This window comes from Xenorhabdus miraniensis, from assembly GCF_002632615.1.
Genome location: NZ_NITZ01000010.1, coordinates 130,633 through 149,034 on the forward strand (window position 1 = coordinate 130,633; position 18,402 = coordinate 149,034).

Annotated in this window: 16 protein-coding genes; 9 read left to right on the forward strand and 7 right to left on the reverse strand. The window is 42.9% G+C overall.

Features of this window, described 5'->3' with window-relative positions; translation table 11 throughout:
- Window positions 1–33 precede the first annotated feature (33 nt).
- The 6 genes from metG (at window position 34) to sanA (ending at window position 7,261) form a co-directional block, all read left to right on the forward strand.
- Entirely contained in the window at window positions 34–2,061 is a 2,028-nt protein-coding gene (gene metG / locus Xmir_RS11505; RefSeq protein WP_099114384.1) for a methionine--tRNA ligase, read from the forward strand.
- A gap of 148 nt (window positions 2,062–2,209) precedes the next feature.
- A complete protein-coding gene (locus tag Xmir_RS11510) occupies window positions 2,210–2,632 on the forward strand; it encodes a CidA/LrgA family protein (protein ID WP_099114385.1) in 423 nt (140 codons plus the stop codon).
- A complete protein-coding gene (locus Xmir_RS11515; protein WP_099114386.1) occupies window positions 2,626–3,321 on the forward strand; it encodes a CidB/LrgB family autolysis modulator in 696 nt (231 codons plus the stop codon). The genes Xmir_RS11510 and Xmir_RS11515 overlap by 7 nt, the downstream gene beginning before the upstream one ends.
- 203 nt (window positions 3,322–3,524) lie before the next feature.
- Window positions 3,525–4,427 carry a cytidine deaminase gene (cdd, locus tag Xmir_RS11520; protein WP_099114387.1) on the forward strand — a complete coding sequence of 301 codons (903 nt, stop codon included), beginning with the start codon at window positions 3,525–3,527 and terminating at the stop codon, window positions 4,425–4,427.
- A gap of 241 nt (window positions 4,428–4,668) precedes the next feature.
- Entirely contained in the window at window positions 4,669–6,366 is a 1,698-nt protein-coding gene (locus Xmir_RS11525) for an NAD-dependent malic enzyme (RefSeq protein WP_099114388.1), read from the forward strand.
- 172 nt (window positions 6,367–6,538) lie between these two features.
- Window positions 6,539–7,261, forward strand: a complete 723-nt coding sequence (gene sanA / locus Xmir_RS11530; RefSeq protein ID WP_099114389.1) for an outer membrane permeability protein SanA — start codon at window positions 6,539–6,541, stop codon at window positions 7,259–7,261.
- Between the two features lie 78 nt (window positions 7,262–7,339).
- On the opposite strand, the gene yeiB is transcribed toward sanA, so the two are convergent.
- The 3 genes from yeiB to Xmir_RS11545 form a co-directional block, all read right to left on the reverse strand.
- On the reverse strand, window positions 7,340–8,497 hold the full coding sequence (yeiB, locus tag Xmir_RS11535) for a DUF418 domain-containing protein YeiB (protein ID WP_099114390.1): 1,158 nt from the start codon (window positions 8,495–8,497) through the stop codon (window positions 7,340–7,342).
- A gap of 15 nt (window positions 8,498–8,512) precedes the next feature.
- On the reverse strand, window positions 8,513–9,181 hold the full coding sequence (folE, locus tag Xmir_RS11540; RefSeq protein ID WP_099114391.1) for a GTP cyclohydrolase I FolE: 669 nt from the start codon (window positions 9,179–9,181) through the stop codon (window positions 8,513–8,515).
- A gap of 148 nt (window positions 9,182–9,329) precedes the next feature.
- Complete coding sequence (locus tag Xmir_RS11545; RefSeq protein WP_099114392.1) at window positions 9,330–10,514, reverse strand: YbfB/YjiJ family MFS transporter; 1,185 nt, start codon at window positions 10,512–10,514, stop codon at window positions 9,330–9,332.
- A gap of 220 nt (window positions 10,515–10,734) precedes the next feature.
- Here Xmir_RS11545 and moeA point away from each other — a divergent pair, with 220 nt between their 5' ends.
- Both moeA and moeB read left to right on the forward strand, forming a co-directional pair.
- Entirely contained in the window at window positions 10,735–11,976 is a 1,242-nt protein-coding gene (gene moeA / locus Xmir_RS11550) for a molybdopterin molybdotransferase MoeA (RefSeq protein ID WP_099114393.1), read from the forward strand.
- A gap of 12 nt (window positions 11,977–11,988) precedes the next feature.
- Complete coding sequence (gene moeB / locus Xmir_RS11555; RefSeq protein WP_099114394.1) at window positions 11,989–12,738, forward strand: molybdopterin-synthase adenylyltransferase MoeB; 750 nt, start codon at window positions 11,989–11,991, stop codon at window positions 12,736–12,738.
- A 50-nt stretch (window positions 12,739–12,788) separates the two neighbouring features.
- Here moeB and Xmir_RS11560 read toward each other — a convergent pair whose 3' ends face one another.
- Window positions 12,789–14,384: an ABC-F family ATPase gene (locus tag Xmir_RS11560; protein WP_099114395.1), complete on the reverse strand. Its 1,596-nt coding sequence runs from the start codon at window positions 14,382–14,384 to the stop codon at window positions 12,789–12,791.
- Window positions 14,385–14,648: 264 nt separating this feature from the next.
- Here Xmir_RS11560 and Xmir_RS11565 point away from each other — a divergent pair, with 264 nt between their 5' ends.
- The gene (locus tag Xmir_RS11565) at window positions 14,649–15,656 is read left to right on the forward strand and encodes a Gfo/Idh/MocA family protein (protein ID WP_099114396.1); all 1,008 of its coding nucleotides are present in this window, start codon (window positions 14,649–14,651) and stop codon (window positions 15,654–15,656) included.
- 17 nt (window positions 15,657–15,673) lie between these two features.
- Here the strand turns inward: Xmir_RS11565 and Xmir_RS11570 are convergent, their stop codons facing one another.
- The 3 genes from Xmir_RS11570 to Xmir_RS11580 form a co-directional block, all read right to left on the reverse strand.
- The gene (locus Xmir_RS11570) at window positions 15,674–16,906 is read right to left on the reverse strand and encodes an MFS transporter (RefSeq protein ID WP_099114397.1); all 1,233 of its coding nucleotides are present in this window, start codon (window positions 16,904–16,906) and stop codon (window positions 15,674–15,676) included.
- A gap of 333 nt (window positions 16,907–17,239) precedes the next feature.
- Window positions 17,240–17,704, reverse strand: coding sequence for a GNAT family N-acetyltransferase (locus tag Xmir_RS11575; RefSeq protein WP_099114398.1), 465 nt, complete (start codon window positions 17,702–17,704; stop codon window positions 17,240–17,242).
- 22 nt (window positions 17,705–17,726) lie between these two features.
- Window positions 17,727–18,341, reverse strand: coding sequence for an LOG family protein (locus Xmir_RS11580; RefSeq protein ID WP_099114399.1), 615 nt, complete (start codon window positions 18,339–18,341; stop codon window positions 17,727–17,729).
- Between the last annotated feature and the right edge of the window lie 61 nt (window positions 18,342–18,402).

Genomic DNA, 18,402 nt, shown 5'->3' on the forward strand with positions numbered 1-18,402 from the left:
CCCTTTTCATTTTACGGAAGTCAGATCCTAACTATGTCTCAAGTCGCGAACAAACTATTGGTGACCTGTGCGTTACCTTATGCTAACGGTCCAATTCATCTCGGTCATATTCTGGAACACATTCAGGCTGATATTTGGGTTCGTTATCATCGAATGCGCGGCAAAGAGGTTCACTTTGTCTGCGCTGATGATGCCCATGGTACACCAATCATGCTGAAAGCCCAGCAGAGTGGGGTTTCACCAGAAGATATGATTGCCAAGGTGAACCTGGAGCATCAGCAGGATTTTGCCGGCTTTGCTATCAGCTACGATAACTACCATTCTACGCATAGTGAAGAGAACAAAGCATTTGCATCTAAAATTTATCTGGAACTGAAAAAGAACGGTTACATCAAAAACCGGACAATTTCTCAGTTGTACGATCCAGAAAAAGGTATGTTCCTGCCAGACCGTTTCGTCAAAGGCGCCTGCCCAAAATGTAAGGCAGAAGATCAGTATGGCGATAACTGCGAAGTTTGTGGGACAACCTATTCCCCAACGGAGCTGATCAATCCTCGTTCCGTTGTTTCTGGAGCCACGCCAGAAATGCGCGATACAGAGCATTTCTTCTTCGATCTTCCTGCATTCAGCGATATGCTGCAAAAATGGACTCGTTCTGGTACGTTGCAAGAGCAAGTTGCCAATAAAATGCAGGAATGGTTCGAAGCCGGGTTGCAACAATGGGATATCACCCGTGATGCACCTTATTTCGGTTTTGAAATTCCAGATCAACCGGGTAAATATTTCTACGTTTGGTTGGACGCGCCAATTGGCTACATGGGCTCATTCAAAAATCTGAGTGATAAGCGTGATGACCTGAATTTCGATGAGTTCTGGGAAAAAGATTCCAAAGCAGATCTCTACCATTTCATCGGTAAAGATATCGTTTATTTCCACAGCCTGTTCTGGCCGGCAATGTTGGAAGGTTGCAATTACCGTAAACCAACCAACCTGTTTGTTCACGGTTATATCACCGTAAACGGAACTAAGATGTCCAAATCCCGCGGAACCTTCATCAAGGCCGAGACTTATCTGAAACACCTTGATGCTGATTGCCTGCGTTATTATTACGCTGCGAAGCTCTCTTCCCGCATTGATGATATTGACCTGAATCTGGAAGACTTTGTTCAGCGTGTCAACAGCGATATTGTTAACAAAGTGGTTAACCTTGCTTCACGTAATGCCGGTTTCATCAATAAGCGCTTTGGTGGCAAACTGGCATACCAGCTTGCTGACCCTGTGCTGTACCAAAAATTTGTTGATGCAGCACAAACTATTGCAGAAGACTTCACCAACCGTGAGTTCGGCAAGGCAATCCGTGAAATCATGGCATTGGCCGATATTGCTAACCGTTACGTTGATGAACAGGCACCGTGGGTTGTGGCGAAACAAGAAGGCCGTGACGCCGATCTACAAGCGATTTGTTCAATGGGCATTAATCTGTTCCGCGTACTAATGACTTACCTGAAGCCAGTGCTTCCGGGCTTGACTGTACGCGCAGAAGCCTTCCTGAATACCGAACTGACTTGGGATAGCATCCAACAACCTCTGTTAAACCATGAAGTTTCCCCATTCAAAGCACTATTTAATCGCATTGAAATGGCTAAAATTGAAGCTATGGTTGCTGACTCAAAAGAGAGCATTGAACCCCAAAAAACCGTAACTGGCCCGTTGGCGGATGATCCTATTCAGGACACGATTACATTTGATGATTTTGCCAAAGTTGATCTACGTATTGCATTGATCAAACAAGCGGATTTTGTTGAAGGCTCAGATAAGTTACTGAAACTGACCCTTGATCTCGGCGGCGAGACTCGTCAAGTGTTCTCCGGCATTCGCTCAGCCTATCCTGATCCAAAGGCGTTAGAAAATCGCCTGACAGTGATGGTTGCCAACCTTGCACCCCGCAAGATGCGCTTTGGTATTTCAGAAGGTATGGTGATGGCAGCAGGCCCTGGCGGAAAAGATATTTTCCTGCTCAGCCCAGATAGCGGCGCACAACCTGGTATGCAAGTTAAATAACTAACGCGTATTCAGAAAAAATATTGATTTTTATCAAATAGATACTAAAGCGGGCTCAAAAATGAGTCCGCTTTTTAATGTGACGTATGGCACATTTACGGTGTTAGTCGTATGATAAAAACCTCGCTATATTGAGGAATTATCTATTATGTCTTTCCAAAACGTGCTGATGACAGGCTGGCAATATCTGCGCGCATTTGCGTTGCTCTATTTGTGCTTGATCGCGGGAAATATCATTTCAGCACTGCTTCCCTTCTCTCTTCCCGGCAGTATTATTGGTTTACTTCTCCTGTTTTGTTTACTTGCATTCCAAATTATTCCCCCGCATTGGGTAAAACCGAGCTGTAGTCTGTTGATGAAAAATATGACATTGCTCTTTTTACCTATCGGAGTGGGCGTCATGGATTATTACTCACAACTCAGCCAGCAAATACTCCCCATTATCCTTTCCTGTATTGTCAGTACAATTGTTGTCATGATTGTTGTTGCCTACAGTTCCCACTATGTCCACCGCGAGCGCATCATTATTGGCGCTAAACAGCAAGAACAGGAAGAGAAAGAAAAATGTTAAGTCATATTTGGTGGTCACTACCGTTAACTTTGCTCGTATTTTATTTTGCCAAAAAGCTATCAATTCGGCTCAAACTGCCTATATTTAATCCTTTGTTGATATCAATGGCCGTTATCATTCCCCTGCTACTCATGACAAATACACCTTACGCACATTATTTTGCGGGTAGCCGGATATTGAATGATTTGCTACAACCTGCCGTTGTCGCCTTGGCCTTCCCACTTTATGAACAACTCCATCAGATCCGTGCCCAGTGGAAATCGATTATTACCATCTGTTTTATTGGCAGTATTGTGGCAATGGTAACAGGTACTGCCATTGCATTATGGGCAGGTGCTACACCGGAAATCGCCGCTTCCGTTCTACCCAAATCTGTCACCACGCCAATTGCTATGGCAGTCGCTGATTCTATTGGTGGTATTCCCGCTATCAGTGCAGCTTGTGTTATTACGGTAGGTATTTTAGGTGCAATTTTTGGGCATAACCTGTTTAATCTTCTGAAAATAAAGACACAGGCTTCGCGAGGATTGGCGATGGGAACAGCATCCCATGCAGTGGGGACTGCTCGCTGTGCTGAAATGGATCATGTTGAAGGGGCATACAGCTCGCTGGCTTTAATGACGTGCGGCATTATTACTTCACTCATTGCACCTTTTTTATTTCCGATCTTATTGCATCTGTTCGGTTAATTATCCCGCCAACAGCCATTGTTAAAGAAGTTGATAAAGCGTAACGGAAAAGTGAAAAAATTAATTAAAACAGCAAAAATTTGATATAAGTTGCTAAGATAATGCTTTTATTACACAAATTTCATTAAATATATGGCTGTTATCACATTACAAACCTGAACAGACATCCTAGAATGACCTTCAATTAATTTGGAGATCATTCTATGCAAGCTCGTTTTCATGCTATTTGGTCAGAAATTACGCCTAAACTGCAAGAAGCGCTATTACCTTACATTGGCAATGACGATTTTCCTGCCATGTTAACTGCAAAACAGGTTGAATCCGTTAAACAAATCAGTGGATTTGATGATCATGCGCTGGCATTAGCCTTATTACCACTTGCTGCGGCCTGTGCCATTACGCCTATTTCCCATTTCTATGTCGGTGCAATTGTACGGGGAGAAAGTGGTAATCTTTATTTCGGCGCCAATATGGAATTTGCTGGTGTCCCTTTACAGCAAACTGTCCATGCCGAACAATCAGCAATTACACACGCTTGGTTATGTGGTGAGAAAAAACTGGCTTCCATCACTATCAACTATTCGCCTTGTGGTCACTGCCGCCAGTTTATGAATGAGCTGAATAGTGGAACACAATTAGAAGTTTATCTACCGAATCGCCCAAGATTAACGCTAGCGGATTACCTGCCGGAAGCCTTTGGCCCAGGTGATTTAACAGACACACCGTTGCTGCTGGATACCGTTAACCACGGGCATCAATTCAATACCATCGATACCATCAATACCAACGACGAATTAGTACAGGCAGCTCTAGACGCAGCAAACCACAGTCACGCACCTTATAGCCAATCCCACTCAGGGATCGCACTACAGGATGAGCAAGGGCGAATTTATACCGGCCGTTATGCAGAAAACGCTGCATTCAACCCAAGTTTACCGCCATTGCAGGCCGCTCTGATACTCATGAATATGTCAGGTGGAAATTGTCAATCCATCAAACGGGCGGTACTCGTGGAAGGTGAAAATAGCCATTTATCACAATGGAACGCAACCCAATCGACATTAACCGCACTTGGCTGTACAAAAGTGGAACGGCATACTTTTTAAAATGAACGATATCCCATTGGGTATAAAGGTAACTTAACAAAATGGCAGTTTTACTCCTCTATATCGCTCAAGAGGAGTAAAATAAAGAAATTGAATAACATTTTTTTAGCCAATTCTGCATGTTATCTCTCATTTTTGCTCACGATAAATATATTTAAGTAACATTTGCTGTACTTATTTTTTTTATCTTCTTAGGATCTACAGCCGATTTTGTTATTGATTAGTCCAAAGAGTAAGCATCATGGAACTGGAACACGAAAGTAAACGTCCTCTTTATATTCCCTACGCAGGTCCCATCTTATTGGAATTTCCTCTGCTGAATAAAGGCAGTGCCTTTACTGAAGAAGAGCGCAGCAATTTCAACTTGCATGGTTTACTGCCCCAGGCAGTTGAAACAATAGAAGAACAGGCCGAACGCGCCTACCGTCAATATCGCGATTTTAAAAGTGACGCCGATAAACACATTTATTTAAGGAATATTCAGGACACCAACGAAACGCTGTTCTATCGCCTCCTTGATGCTCACCTCAGTGAAATGATGCCTATCATCTATACACCAACCGTGGGTGAAGCGTGTGAGCATTTTTCTGACATTTACCGCCGTGCACGTGGCCTGTTTATTTCCTACCCAAACAAAGCTTACATTGATGACATGCTGCAAAATGCCACCAAGCAGAATGTGAAAGTTATCGTGGTCACTGATGGTGAACGTATTCTTGGCCTGGGTGATCAGGGTATCGGGGGAATGGGGATCCCTATTGGTAAATTGTCGCTGTATACCTCCTGTGGTGGGATCAGCCCGGCTTATACCTTACCGGTTGTGCTGGATGTGGGCACAAATAACCCACAACGTCTGAATGACCCGCTATACATGGGCTGGCGTCATCCGCGCATTACCGGCAAAGAGTATGACGAATTTGTGGATGAATTTATTCAGGCGGTGAAACGCCGCTGGCCAAATGTACTGCTGCAATTCGAAGATTTTGCTCAGAACAACGCGATGCCACTATTGACCCGCTATCGTGATGAGCTTTGCTGCTTCAACGATGATATTCAAGGTACCGCAGCCGTTGCCCTTGGTAGCTTGATTGCAGCCAGCCATGCCGCGGGGCGCCAGCTAAAAGATCAGACTGTGGCATTCCTTGGTGCGGGTTCCGCGGGTTGCGGGATTGCAGAGCAGATCATTGCCCAGATGAAATCTGAAGGATTAAGTGATGAGCAGGCTCGTGCCCGTGTGTTCATGGTTGACCGTTTTGGTCTCTTAACCGATAAACTGCCAAATCTTCTGGATTTCCAGAGTGCGCTGGTACAGAAAAGTTCAGCTCTGCAATCATGGGATGTCAGCAGTGATTCCCTTTCGCTGATGGATGTCGTTCACAACGCAAAACCCACTGTCTTGATTGGTGTTTCCGGTCAGTCTGGTTTGTTCACAGAGGAAATCATCCGTGAAATGCACAAACATTGTGAACGTCCAATCGTGATGCCGCTGTCTAACCCAACCTCTCGTGTAGAAGCGCGTCCTGAAGACATCATCAATTGGACAGAGGGCAAAGCGCTGGTGGCAACAGGCAGCCCATTTGCGCCGGTAAAATATGAAGGTCAGGAATTCCCGATCGCACAGTGCAATAACTCCTATATTTTCCCTGGTATCGGATTAGGTGTTATCGCTTCCGGCGCTAAACGTGTTACGGATGATATGTTGATGGCAGCCAGCCGTGCATTGGCAGAGTGCTCACCACTGGCACAAACAGGCTCTGGCCCATTACTGCCGCTCATCGATGATATCCAGGATGTTTCTCGCAAAATAGCCAAAGAAGTGGCGAAAAAAGCCCAAATTCAAGGTGTAGCGATTGTCACATCCGAAAATGCACTGGATGAGGCAATTGACCGCAATTTCTGGAAACCAGAATATCGCATCTATAAACGCACCTCATTCTGATAATAATCTTAATAAGCCTGCCAATCATGTTGGCGGGCTTATTCAGTTATTACACCGTCGTTTTAGTTTTTCAATTAGTTTTAATATCACCCACTGGAAACTTGCTTCAATATTTTAAGTAAAGTAGCCTTTAGGCATTGGCCCATAAGTACATATAAGGCAAACGAAAATCATGTGGAAACGCTTGATTACCGGTCTGGTTTTCATCATTGCTGTCATGATGCTGGCAGCTATTATGCTTGACCGTTGGATTAGCTGGAAAACCGCTCCTTACATTTTTGATGACCTCAGGCAACTTCCTGAGCGACAAGTCGGCATGGTACTTGGCACATCCAAATATTATAAAACCGGTCAATATAACCAATATTACTTTTACCGTATTCAAGGAGCGGTTAACGCTTACAACAGCGGTAAAGTTAAGTATTTGTTATTGAGCGGAGATAACGCTCAGCACAATTATAATGAACCAATTACCATGCGGAAGGATTTGCTCAAGGCAGGGATCCCTGCCAGCAGCATTGTAATGGACTTTGCCGGTTTCAGAACATTAGATTCGATTGTCAGAACCCGCAAGGTATTTGATACTGACGACTTTACCATAATCACTCAGCGCTTCCATTGTGAACGGGCTTTATTTATCGCCATACATCTGGGTATAGAAGCACAATGCTATGCGGTGCCTTCCCCTAAGAATATGATGACCATTCGTTTCAGGGAAATATTTGCACGCCTTGGCGCATTGACAGATTTGTATATTCTGAAACGTGAACCACGTTTTTTAGGCCCATTGATGCCAATTCCCACACCACATAGCGTCCCAACCGGGGTTCAGGGTTATCCGGCTGTATCGCCAGAAGAGCTACAGGAACTAGAGAAAAAACCTCATAGCAAATAAAAAAATAGAAACGAATTTAATATAAAAGAGCCTATCCAATAGGCTCTTAATCTTTAAATAACTTAGCAAATTATTTGCCTAAATCTTACCAGACAATTTTGTTGTTAAACTGCGCCAGAGCTTTTCCATCGGCCCTTGTGAATAACGATTTAACCACCAGCAAGCAAACCAAATATTTAATGCCCAGATAAATGGAACAAATGCCATCAATTCCAAACGAGTAAACCGGCCAAATAATTCAAAGCGATAAAAAAGAGTGGTGCAAATCAAGGTTTGCAACAAATAACTACTCAGTGCCATTCTCCCGACCTGACGAAGCCAAAACGCGATTTTCCAGCGTGATATGGTAGGCCAGAATCCATAAATCAACGAGATATAAGCCAATGCCAACAAGGGTGTTGCCAGTTCAGTAATAGTGTAGCGGACTGTCCACGACGCAAAATAACTGTAAGGGTATAGATACTGAATTGACAAGGCAATACATTGAATCACCATCCCCACAGGAATTAAGCATAATGCCAGTCGACGGTAATGTTTGCGGCTGAATTCTCCTTTTAACCAACCATTACGCAGTAACATTGCACCACAAAGCATGACACCCACTATTTGCCAGCCGTATTGCACAACGACCACAATCATGATGCCACTGATTTGACGGATTCGATGCTCTATAGCCAGTAGCCCGCCATGAATTTTCCAGTAACTCTCATGAAAGAAGTCTTCCGGTGTTGGCTGCCAGAATGAATTATTATCTCCTAGGGGAAATAACCCCAGAAGATAAAACATCATCACGCCGAATAAATACAACGTCGCCGCTGTACCAAACAACTTTTGACGATTATTGATAAAATGCCATGCCAGCAGGCCAACAATGCCATATGACAACAAGATATCGCCATCCCATAGCAAAATACCGTGCAGTAAACCAATAACAGCCAAAATCAGCAATCTGGGAATATTCCAATCACGCCCTCGCTGTTGAAGCAGTTCAAGCGATGCCCCAAACAACAACGTCAAGATGAACAGAAATTTTCCCTGAGTAAAGGTATTCAAAATCAGCCATGTCACGACATCAGAGGATGAAACTGAATCGTTATAAAACAAATTCATATAGGCCGCATATGGCAATGCAAAACCGGAGATATTCAGCAGTAATATCCCCAAAATGGCAAAACCACGCAGGCTATCAATTACCTCAACTCGCTGGTGCATTACTCCATTAGAACTATGCTCCATGATATTAAAAGTTCATCATGATAATTGCAGATGGCGCACGGCACGCAGGAATTCCTGCCGTGTATTCTGGCTGGTTTTAAATAACCCTCCCAGAGAAGTCGTCGTTGTCGTGCTGGTTGCATCACGAATGCCGCGTGCTTTAACGCAATAGTGGACAGCATCAATAGAAACGGCGACATTATTTGTGCCAAGCAAGGCTTGTAGTGCAATCAGGATCTGCTGCGTCAAACGTTCCTGCACTTGTGGACGCTGAGCAAAAAACTGAACAATACGATTAATCTTCGACAAACCAATGACCTTATCTTTAGGGATATAAGCAACGGTAGCTTTGCCGTCAATGATGACGAAATGGTGTTCGCAGGTGCTGGTTAACGTGATATCACGTACCGTTACCATCTCATCGACTTTCATTTTATTTTCTATCAGGGTGATTTTCGGGAAATTGTTATAATCCAATCCTGAAAAGATCTCATCCACATACATTTTCGCGATACGACCCGGCGTATCCGCCAAACTGTCATCACTCAAATCAAGATTTAACAGTTTCATAATTTCTGTCATGTGTTCCTCAATGCGTGCCTTACGCACTTCCGGCTCCAGAGTTTGTTCACGCAATGGGGTTTCAAGACCACGGGCGATCAGTGCCGAATGCACCAATGCAGCTTCTGTACTTAGGGATGACATCAGTTTCTCCAAGAGTAATACTTTCCGTTACTTGACGGATAATCGAAACGTTTATTTTACGCAGATATCAGTGAGTGTAACACCACACGATATTTATTTATTTTTGTATCCAGGCACAACTATACCTGTGCGTCATCAATGCGCCAAATCAAGATAACTCACGATGGATTTTATGACGATTGAAAACCAATAACCCTGCAACAAGCAAGCCAATAAATGCAATATACAAAGCAGGTTCCAGTTTACCTGTCAGCCATGTTGAAATCGCTGATAACACCGGCCCCACTAATTGCCCCAGTGCATAACCCGTGGTCAGTAATCCCGCCATATAGCGGGCGTGATTTGGCGCCAATTCCCGGCCATACTGCAAAGCCAATTGCACCACACACATAAAACCACCGCCTATCAGTAATGCTCCAGTCATTAACCCGGCAAGACCCGGCAATATTTCTGCAATCAAAATACCTGATGCCTGAAGCCATAACAAGACTGCCAAACGAATTTGAGGCGTTGATACATTGCGCAGTAAAATTCCCAACATGATGCCAATAACAGAAGCACCGCCAAATATTGGCCAGACAAACTGAGCAAACAGGCTATCAGGAAAACGTTCTGATGCCATTTGGGAAAGGAATGTTGCAGGCAAAATATAGCCAAATCCAGCCAGACTGTAACTCCACACTAATCGCTTAATATCCGGTGTCAGAGTGAGTTTTTGGATGGCAGTTTGCGGACGGTGCAGTTCACCACTGCGGGGTAAATGACGGCTGATATAAATACTGAGTAGTAAAGCCAGAATACCATATAACATCCACGCGCTGGCGGCACTCATTTGCCAGGATTGGATCCCCATCGCCAACACACCGCTGATAAAGATCCCCATTCCCGGCCCAGAGAAAACAGCCGCACTTAATCCCGGACGATTCAGTTTTGCCAACTCATCATTCGCCCATGCTGCAACCAATACCAACGTCCAGCCACTGGCCCAGCCAATAAAGAAACGAGCAATACTGTGCAAAACAGGCCCATCCAGCAATGCCGAAAGCAGCGTAATGATCACTGCTCCCCATAATCCACTCCATAGACGATATTCAACAAAACGCTGAGCCCGCATTGCATCATAAGAACCCGCCAGATAACCAAGGTAATTAAATGCCGCAACAATGCCTGCTCCCGTCAATGTGAGTTGGGATTCAGCGATCATTAACGGAACTTGTGGGGTAAAAGTGAAACGCCCTATTCCCATTGCAACAACCAAAGCAAGAAAACCGCTTAATGCAATCTGAAAAGCCTGATAATGACGTCCACGAGATGTGATGGTTTGATTGCTCATAGTGATTAAATGATAATGAAATCAATTGGATTAGTGAGAATAAATCAGTTATAACAAATCATGAATATAATATACATCTTTTATTAACAACTACTCCCCCTCATTCCCCAGCAAGGCAATCTTTGTCATAATGCGTTCAATTGCAAAAATAACTGCTTCAAAAATAAATGATTGTCCGCAAGCTGTAATATTTGTATTTGCGGCATATAGGGAGCTTCTCATGGATCACTGTCATACCTCAGACTTAATTTCACTTGAGCAGGCACTAGAAAAATTACTGGCGCAGACTGTTCCCCTAACTGACACAGAAACCATTAACCTGATTGAATCTGCGGGCCGTATCACCGCCACTGATATTATTTCCCCCATCAACGTTCCCCCTTTTGATAACTCAGCAATGGATGGTTATGCCATTCGCGTTACCGATCTGAGCGATCACCAAACCTTGCCCGTTGCAGGAAAAGCACTGGCTGGTGTGCCGTTTCAGGGTGAATGGCCGGCTGGCAGTTGTATTCGCATCATGACTGGCGCCCCTATTCCTTCTGGTGCTGATGCCGTGGTGATGCAGGAACAGACAGAGGTTACTGAAACAGGAATCCGGTTCACTTCTCCGGTAACACAAGGGCAAAATATTCGTACTGTTGGAGAAGATATCACTCAAAATGCGGTGGTATTGCCAAAAGGAATTAAACTTTCCACGGCGCAATTGCCGCTGATTGCTTCACTGGGCATAGCTAAAATTGATGTTGTCCGTAAGCTGAAAGTTGCTATTTTCTCTACAGGTGACGAACTGCAAGCCATTGGCGAACCGTTACAGGCTGGTCAGATTTACGATACCAACCGATTTGCTGTTCACCTGATGTTAGAAAAACTGGATTGTGAAGTTATCGATCTGGGCGTGATCCGCGATGATCCTGCTACATTGCGCCAAACGTTTATCAATGCAGATAAACAAGCTGATTTAGTGATCAGCAGCGGCGGCGTTTCTGTGGGTGAAGCAGATTACACTAAACAGATTTTAGATGAAGTGGGCAAAATCAGTTTCTGGAAACTCGCGATTAAACCGGGTAAACCTTTTGCGTTCGGTAAATTGGAGAATGCGTGGTTTTGTGGCTTACCTGGCAATCCCGTTTCTGCTGTGTTGACCTTCTATCAATTAGTGCAACCACTGATTGCCCGTTTATCCGGCTTTACCACATGGCAACCCCCCATGCGCCTCACAGCCAAGGCGACAACGCCATTGAAAAAATCCGCCGGAAGATTGGATTTTCAACGTGGTATCGCTGCCATCAATGAAAACGGGGAATTCGAGGTAAAAACCACAGGTCATCAAGGTTCCCATATCTTTAGTTCATACAGCTCCGGAAACTGTTTTATCGTTCTGGAACGGGAACGCGGGCACGTTGCGGCTGGCGAAACAGTGCATATCGAATTTTTCAATCATTTACTGAAAAACCAATAAGATGATAAAACAATGACTATCGAACTTACCGATGAGGAAACCCTGCGCTATAACCGACAAATTGTCTTGCGGGGTTTCGATTTCGACGGGCAGGAAAGATTAAAATCTGCCAAAGTGCTGATAGTTGGTGCGGGAGGCCTCGGTTGCGCGGCTTCCCAATATCTTACTGCGGCTGGTGTTGGAACTATCACCCTGCTGGATTTTGATACGGTTTCCCTTTCCAATCTGCAAAGGCAAATACTCCATCGCGATGAACGCATTGGTATGCCAAAAGTTCATTCAGCGGCCCTGACACTGCGGGAGATTAACCCGCACGTTACTATTCATCCCATTGAAGGATTATTAGATGATCCTGCATTGGATGAATTAATAAACCAGCACGAAATTGTGCTTGACTGCACAGATAACGTTGCCATCCGTGAACAACTCAATCGCTTGTGCTACAAACGTAAAACATCCTTGGTTTCTGGTGCAGCCATTCGCATGGAAGGCCAGCTTTCCGTCTTTACTTACCAACCTGAAGAACCTTGTTACCGTTGCCTGAGTCGGTTATTTGGTGAAAACAATTTGACTTGTGTTGAAGCAGGCGTCATGGCGCCATTGGTGGGAACTATTGGTTCCTTACAGGCCATGGAGGCCATTAAGCTATTGACTCAATATGGAAAAACCTGTCATGGAAAAATATTACTGTTCGATGCAATGACAATGGAATTTCGTGGGATCAAACTGCCTAAAGACCCTAAATGTGAGGTTTGTCAGTAACCCTGATCATAGCCCCGTAAAATAAACGGGGCTATAAACGTTAAGCAGAATTACTCAGCAATACCCTGACTTCTCAGATACTCATCATAAGTACCTTTAAAATCAACCACCTTATCGGATTTAATCTCCAGAACACGGCTGGCTAATGAGCTAACAAAAGCACGGTCATGGGAGACGAAAATCAACGTTCCCTGATAGAGTTCCAGCGCAAGGTTCAAAGATTCGATCGATTCCATATCCAAGTGGTTGGTGGGTTCGTCCATTACCAAAATATTTGGCCTGTGCATCATCAGCTTACCAAACAGCATCCGGCCTTGTTCACCACCGGAAAGCACACCCACTTTCTTCTTGATATCATCCTGACCGAACAATAAACGACCAAGAATACTGCGCACTGCCTGCTCATCATCACCTTCGCGCTTCCATTGACTCATCCATTCAAAGACAGTCAGATCGCAGTTAAAATCACTGGCATGATCCTGTGCGTAATAGCCAATGGTATTGTTTTCAGACCATTTAATCGTACCGCTATTTGGCGCTTCTTCCCCAATCAGCGTTTTCAGGAATGTGGTTTTACCGATACCGTTTTCACCAATCACTGCCATCTTCTCGCCAACTTCCATCAGCAGATTCAGGTTCTTGAACAGTGGCCCGTTATCATACCCTTTGGTTAAACTTTCCAGTTCCAGCGCATTACGGAACAGTTTTTTATCCTGATCAAAACGGATATAAGGATTCTGGCGGCTGGAAGCTTTTACTTCGTCTAACTGGATCTTGTCAATCTGACGAGCGCGGGAAGTTGCCTGTTTAGATTTAGAGGCGTTAGCACTGAAGCGGCTAACAAAAGCCTGTAGCTCAGCAATTTGTGCTTTCTTCTTCGCATTATCTGCCATGAGGCGCTCACGAGCCTGTGTCGCCGCCACCATATACTCATCATAATTGCCCGGGAACAAACGCAATTCGCCATAATCCAAATCAGCCATATGAGTACATACGGTATTCAGGAAATGACGGTCATGGGAAATGATGATCATTGTGCTGTCACGTTCATTAAGCACTTGCTCCAACCAGCGGATAGTATCGATATCCAGGTTGTTGGTTGGCTCATCAAGCAGCAACACATCAGGATTAGAAAACAGTGCCTGTGCCAACAATACACGCAATTTCCATCCCGGGGCGACTGCACTCATCAAGCCATAATGCTGTTCCACAGGAATACCCACGCCCAGTAACAGCTCACCAGCACGCGCTTCGGCACTGTAACCATCCATCTCACCATAGGCAACTTCCAGATCAGCCACACGATAGCCATCTTCTTCGCTCATTTCGGCCATGGCATAAATGCGGTCACGTTCCTGTTTAACTTCCCACAGCTCCGAGTGTCCCATGATAACCGTATCCAACACGGTATATTCTTCGAATGCAAACTGATCCTGACGCAATTTACCCAGACGCTCATTCGGATCAAGGCTGACGTTACCAGAAGTTGGGGTTAAATCTCCGCCCAGGATTTTCATGAACGTAGATTTACCTGCCCCATTCGCACCAATCAGACCATAACGGTTGCCGTTGCCGAATTTGACAGAAATATTTTCAAACAGTGGCTTACTGCCAAACTGCATGGTGATGTTGTTTGTACTTAACACAACTTTTGCTCTTAAAGTGAATAAAAAGGAAGTTTATAAAATTGATAGCCGCGCATTATGCCACAACCAGAAAAAAGTATCGCCAGAATGCGTTGCTCAGTTTCAAAATTAGAGAAAGACATCAAATAACATACTGAATATTAATTATTTTTTCTATAAACAGAGATAATCTATAGAACGGGGAAATACAGAGCTCAAAGCGGTACTGTTATAAACTTTCCCTGAATTGTACGACTCAACAATTTGATACACCGGAAAAATACAATGCAAAAAGTAAAATGGGGCATTATTGGTTGTGGTAATGTCACTGAAGTAAAAAGCGGCCCTGCTTTTTACAAACTAGAACACTCTGAATTAGTGGCGGTAATGCGCCGCAATGCTGATTTAGCCAAAGATTTTGCCAAGCGACACAATATCAGAAAATGGTATTCAGATGCCGAATCTCTGATTAATGATCCTGAAATTGATGCCATATACATTGCGACCCCACCTTCTACCCATAAAGAATATACAATCTTAGCAGCACAAGCGGGAAAAACTGTCTATGTTGAAAAACCGATGGCACTGACATTTGAAGAATGCAACGAAATGATTGCCATCTGCCGATCACAAAAAGTCCCGCTGTTCGTCGCTTATTATCGTAGGGCTTTACCCAGGTTTATCAAAATAAAAGAGTTAATTGATTCCGGGGCAATTGGTTCACCTCGAATTGTAAATTGCATGCTATTCAGGGAAATGGCTTCTATCTATCAAGATCCTGATAATTTGCCATGGTTTGTAAAACCAGAAATATCCGGTGGTGGCTTATTTGTTGATTTGGCTTGCCACACACTCGATATATTGGATTTTCTGCTCGGTAAAATTATATCAGTTAAAGGACATGCCAACTCACAGGCAAAAGCCTATCCCGCCGAGGATTGCGTTTCCATGTCATTTATGTTTGAAAACCAGATTCAGGGTGTTGGAATTTGGAATTTTGTCGCCACCTCTCGTGAGGATAAAGTCGAAATTATCGGAGACAAAGGCAAGATAGTTTTTGCCACATTCGGTGACTCCCCCATTTCATATTATGATGAAAATAACCAACATCATCAGTACCATTTTGAAAACCCAAAACATATTCAAATGCCATTAATCCAGAAAGTTATTGCTGAGATACAGGGCAAAGGAATTTGCCCATCTAATGGAGAATCTGCCGCCCGAACCAGTTGGATTATCGACGAAGTACTAAGAGAGTACCGAATTGCTTTAAACAATAATGCTAAGAAATGAACTCATTATAGCCAGCTTTAGCTGGCTAATTCATCCTGATCATATTTCTCATTCTTACCGATGGCTATGCCTAAAATTGCCTGTATAGAAAGAGTCAGTGCACATATCCATAATACAATCGTCCATGACCCGGTTAAGTCATGGACATAACCAGAAACTAAAGGGCCAAAGAACGCAATTAAATAACCCATTGATTGCATCATGGCGTTTGCTTTTGTCACATTTGCGGTGTTATTAAATCTCAGTAGAGGCAACAAAAATGCAACCCCTGTACAAATACCTGCACCTATTCCCATAATTGCAATTGCAATAGGGATCAGATCGTTACTACCATAAACCAGAATCAATATTCCGATTATGAAAATAATGGGATTAATAAAAAATAAAATTTTCTGTTGTTTAATCTTATAAATATAAAATGAAGTTAATGTAGCAAAAGGAATAGCAATTAATGGAAATAGAGAGGCATAGAATGCAGAATTAGTTTCACTTAGGCCATAGGAACTAATCAGTTCAGGAAACCAAGCGGTGATAATGAAAAAGTTAAATGACAAAACCGAAAAATAGATTGCCATAATCCAGCACGGTATACTTACCCACGGATTGATTGCACGTTCAAGGCGTTCATATCTCTCATTGCTAGCTATCGCTTTGTTTTCAACTGATACCTGTTTATTATTGGAAAAAAATAAAATTAACAACATAGAAAGTATAGGGATAACTATCCAAGCCAATGAGATTTTGTTCCAGGATATATCAAATATGTTCTTAATCGGCAAGGTTAAAGCTGTTGCTATCGCAGGCCCCAGATACAGGGAGGCAGTATAAGCTGAAGATAATATAGCTATTCTGCTACTGCCTAATCGCTTAAAAAATGAGGGCAATGCAACATTTCCCAATGCGATGGCAAAACCAAACATGATAGTAGAAACAAACAATAATATGACAGAGCTGTTTGACCTCAAAAAATAAGCAAAAATCGCAACAATAAAAGTCATTATCAGGGTCTTATACAACCCTATTTTCTTTTCAAAGTAAGGTGTCAAAGGCGAGAACAGAAAGAAACAAAGGGGTGACAATGAAGTTATTAATCCCAGTGTAGAGTGATTGATTTTCAAATCATCCATGATTTCCAATGACATAGGCGGAATATAGGATATTGGTATACGTAATCCCAATCCTGCTATTATGATAAACAGTGATAACTTTAAGATGTAACCATTATTAATTTTATTATTTGATAATTTCATTTTTTCACCATTTTATTTTTCTGCCTGAATTTAGTTTCCTTATTCAAAAAATAAAGTTAACTTACCACTTAATATCATTATTTTATTAATGATGGGTGAAACCTCAAAGGTTACCCTCAAATCATTCTGATTTTGGAAGAGAAATGCTTTTTTAGCAAGTATTGCCAAAAAGATTAACTGACCAGAAAACAACTTATAAACAACTTACAGAGACAAATAAACATGAACCATCAGAATGTAACTCTGATGGTTCAAATAGACGCTTATTATTGCAAATAGCTTGAACATGGACGGTGCACAAAACTTGAAGCGTCATCGCGCAGGACGTGGGGATCACAGAGTAATCACCATAGTTCTATTCACTTCTTGATACCCTTCCCTTTCATAAAAGCGTATTGCATCAACATTTTTAGATAATACACCCAGTTCCAGATGTGAATAACCATTTTCTTTTGCCCATTTCTGCATTCCAGCCAATAATTTCCGACCAATACCGAGATTTCTGGCATCCCGACTTACTACCAGATCAAAAACATAGCCATAAGTTCTGGGAACCAGGCAATTAAAAGGCGGTGTCTTTTGTTCTTGTGCCATGGCAAATCCCTTTATGCTGCTATCTTCATCTTCTGCAACAAGTAAATGAAATTTGCTATTATCCACATTAGAAACAATAAAATCTCTGTCTTGTTCAGTCGCTTTGATCCTATCTGGCTGTAACGCTGCCATTTCGCTAAATAAGACATAATAGAGAGATAAAATCGCCTCAACATCCTGCATCAAAGCTGTTCTTATTATCATTATATTTCCCCTTACGTTGAAATTATTTGAAGTAAGTTTTAACAGAAGGAACAACATAATCATTAAAACGGTCAAGTAATAAAGCAGGTTCTTGTTCAACAATTGCCATATGACGATATTTTTCCTGCAAGAACTGCTCATCTGCCATTCTGTCGATCATAGAAATTAAAGGATCATAGAATTGGTTAATATTGAGGATACCGCAAGGTTTACTATTCAACCCAATCATACTCCAGGTAAAAACTTCACTGAATTCTTCCAATGTACCAAAGCCGCCGGGCAAAGCAACAAACCCCTCTGCCAGTTCGATCATCTTGCTTTTACGCTGGTGCATAGTTTCCACAACATGGAGTTCAGATAAATTCTTATGGGAAATTTCACGCTCTTCCAGCAAGGTCGGGATAACACCAATCACTTTACCGCCTTCTTTCAGGACAGTATCCGCAACTGTTCCCATGATCCCTACGCTTGCTCCACCATAGACTAAAGTAATGTCACGTTTTACCAGCTCTGTCGCAAAAGATATCGCGCTTTCTTTATAGACCTCAGATATACCAAGGCTTGAACCACAATAAACCGCAATACTTTTTACAGAACCTTTTTTTTCTGGTGCATTTTTAATCGCATTTTCTTTCATAAACTAAACTCCATTATTGTTTTTTTAATTTCTGATTATACGATAGACTAACAAGCATACA

Excerpts from the sequence above, each read along its gene's own strand:
- yeiB (WP_099114390.1), bottom strand. The coding sequence starts at position 8,497 with ATGGAGCATAGTTCTAATGGAGTAATGCACCAGCGAGTTGAGGTAATT.
- folE (WP_099114391.1), bottom strand. The coding sequence starts at position 9,181 with ATGTCATCCCTAAGTACAGAAGCTGCATTGGTGCATTCGGCACTGATC.
- Xmir_RS11510 (WP_099114385.1), top strand. The coding sequence starts at position 2,210 with ATGTCTTTCCAAAACGTGCTGATGACAGGCTGGCAATATCTGCGCGCA.
- Xmir_RS11525 (WP_099114388.1), top strand. The coding sequence starts at position 4,669 with ATGGAACTGGAACACGAAAGTAAACGTCCTCTTTATATTCCCTACGCA.
- Xmir_RS11565 (WP_099114396.1), top strand. The coding sequence starts at position 14,649 with ATGCAAAAAGTAAAATGGGGCATTATTGGTTGTGGTAATGTCACTGAA.
- Xmir_RS11580 (WP_099114399.1), bottom strand. The coding sequence starts at position 18,341 with ATGAAAGAAAATGCGATTAAAAATGCACCAGAAAAAAAAGGTTCTGTA.
- Xmir_RS11515 (WP_099114386.1), top strand. The coding sequence starts at position 2,626 with ATGTTAAGTCATATTTGGTGGTCACTACCGTTAACTTTGCTCGTATTT.
- Xmir_RS11575 (WP_099114398.1), bottom strand. The coding sequence starts at position 17,704 with ATGATAATAAGAACAGCTTTGATGCAGGATGTTGAGGCGATTTTATCT.
- Xmir_RS11570 (WP_099114397.1), bottom strand. The coding sequence starts at position 16,906 with ATGAAATTATCAAATAATAAAATTAATAATGGTTACATCTTAAAGTTA.
- cdd (WP_099114387.1), top strand. The coding sequence starts at position 3,525 with ATGCAAGCTCGTTTTCATGCTATTTGGTCAGAAATTACGCCTAAACTG.
- Xmir_RS11545 (WP_099114392.1), bottom strand. The coding sequence starts at position 10,514 with ATGAGCAATCAAACCATCACATCTCGTGGACGTCATTATCAGGCTTTT.
- moeA (WP_099114393.1), top strand. The coding sequence starts at position 10,735 with ATGGATCACTGTCATACCTCAGACTTAATTTCACTTGAGCAGGCACTA.
- moeB (WP_099114394.1), top strand. The coding sequence starts at position 11,989 with ATGACTATCGAACTTACCGATGAGGAAACCCTGCGCTATAACCGACAA.
- metG (WP_099114384.1), top strand. The coding sequence starts at position 34 with ATGTCTCAAGTCGCGAACAAACTATTGGTGACCTGTGCGTTACCTTAT.
- sanA (WP_099114389.1), top strand. The coding sequence starts at position 6,539 with ATGTGGAAACGCTTGATTACCGGTCTGGTTTTCATCATTGCTGTCATG.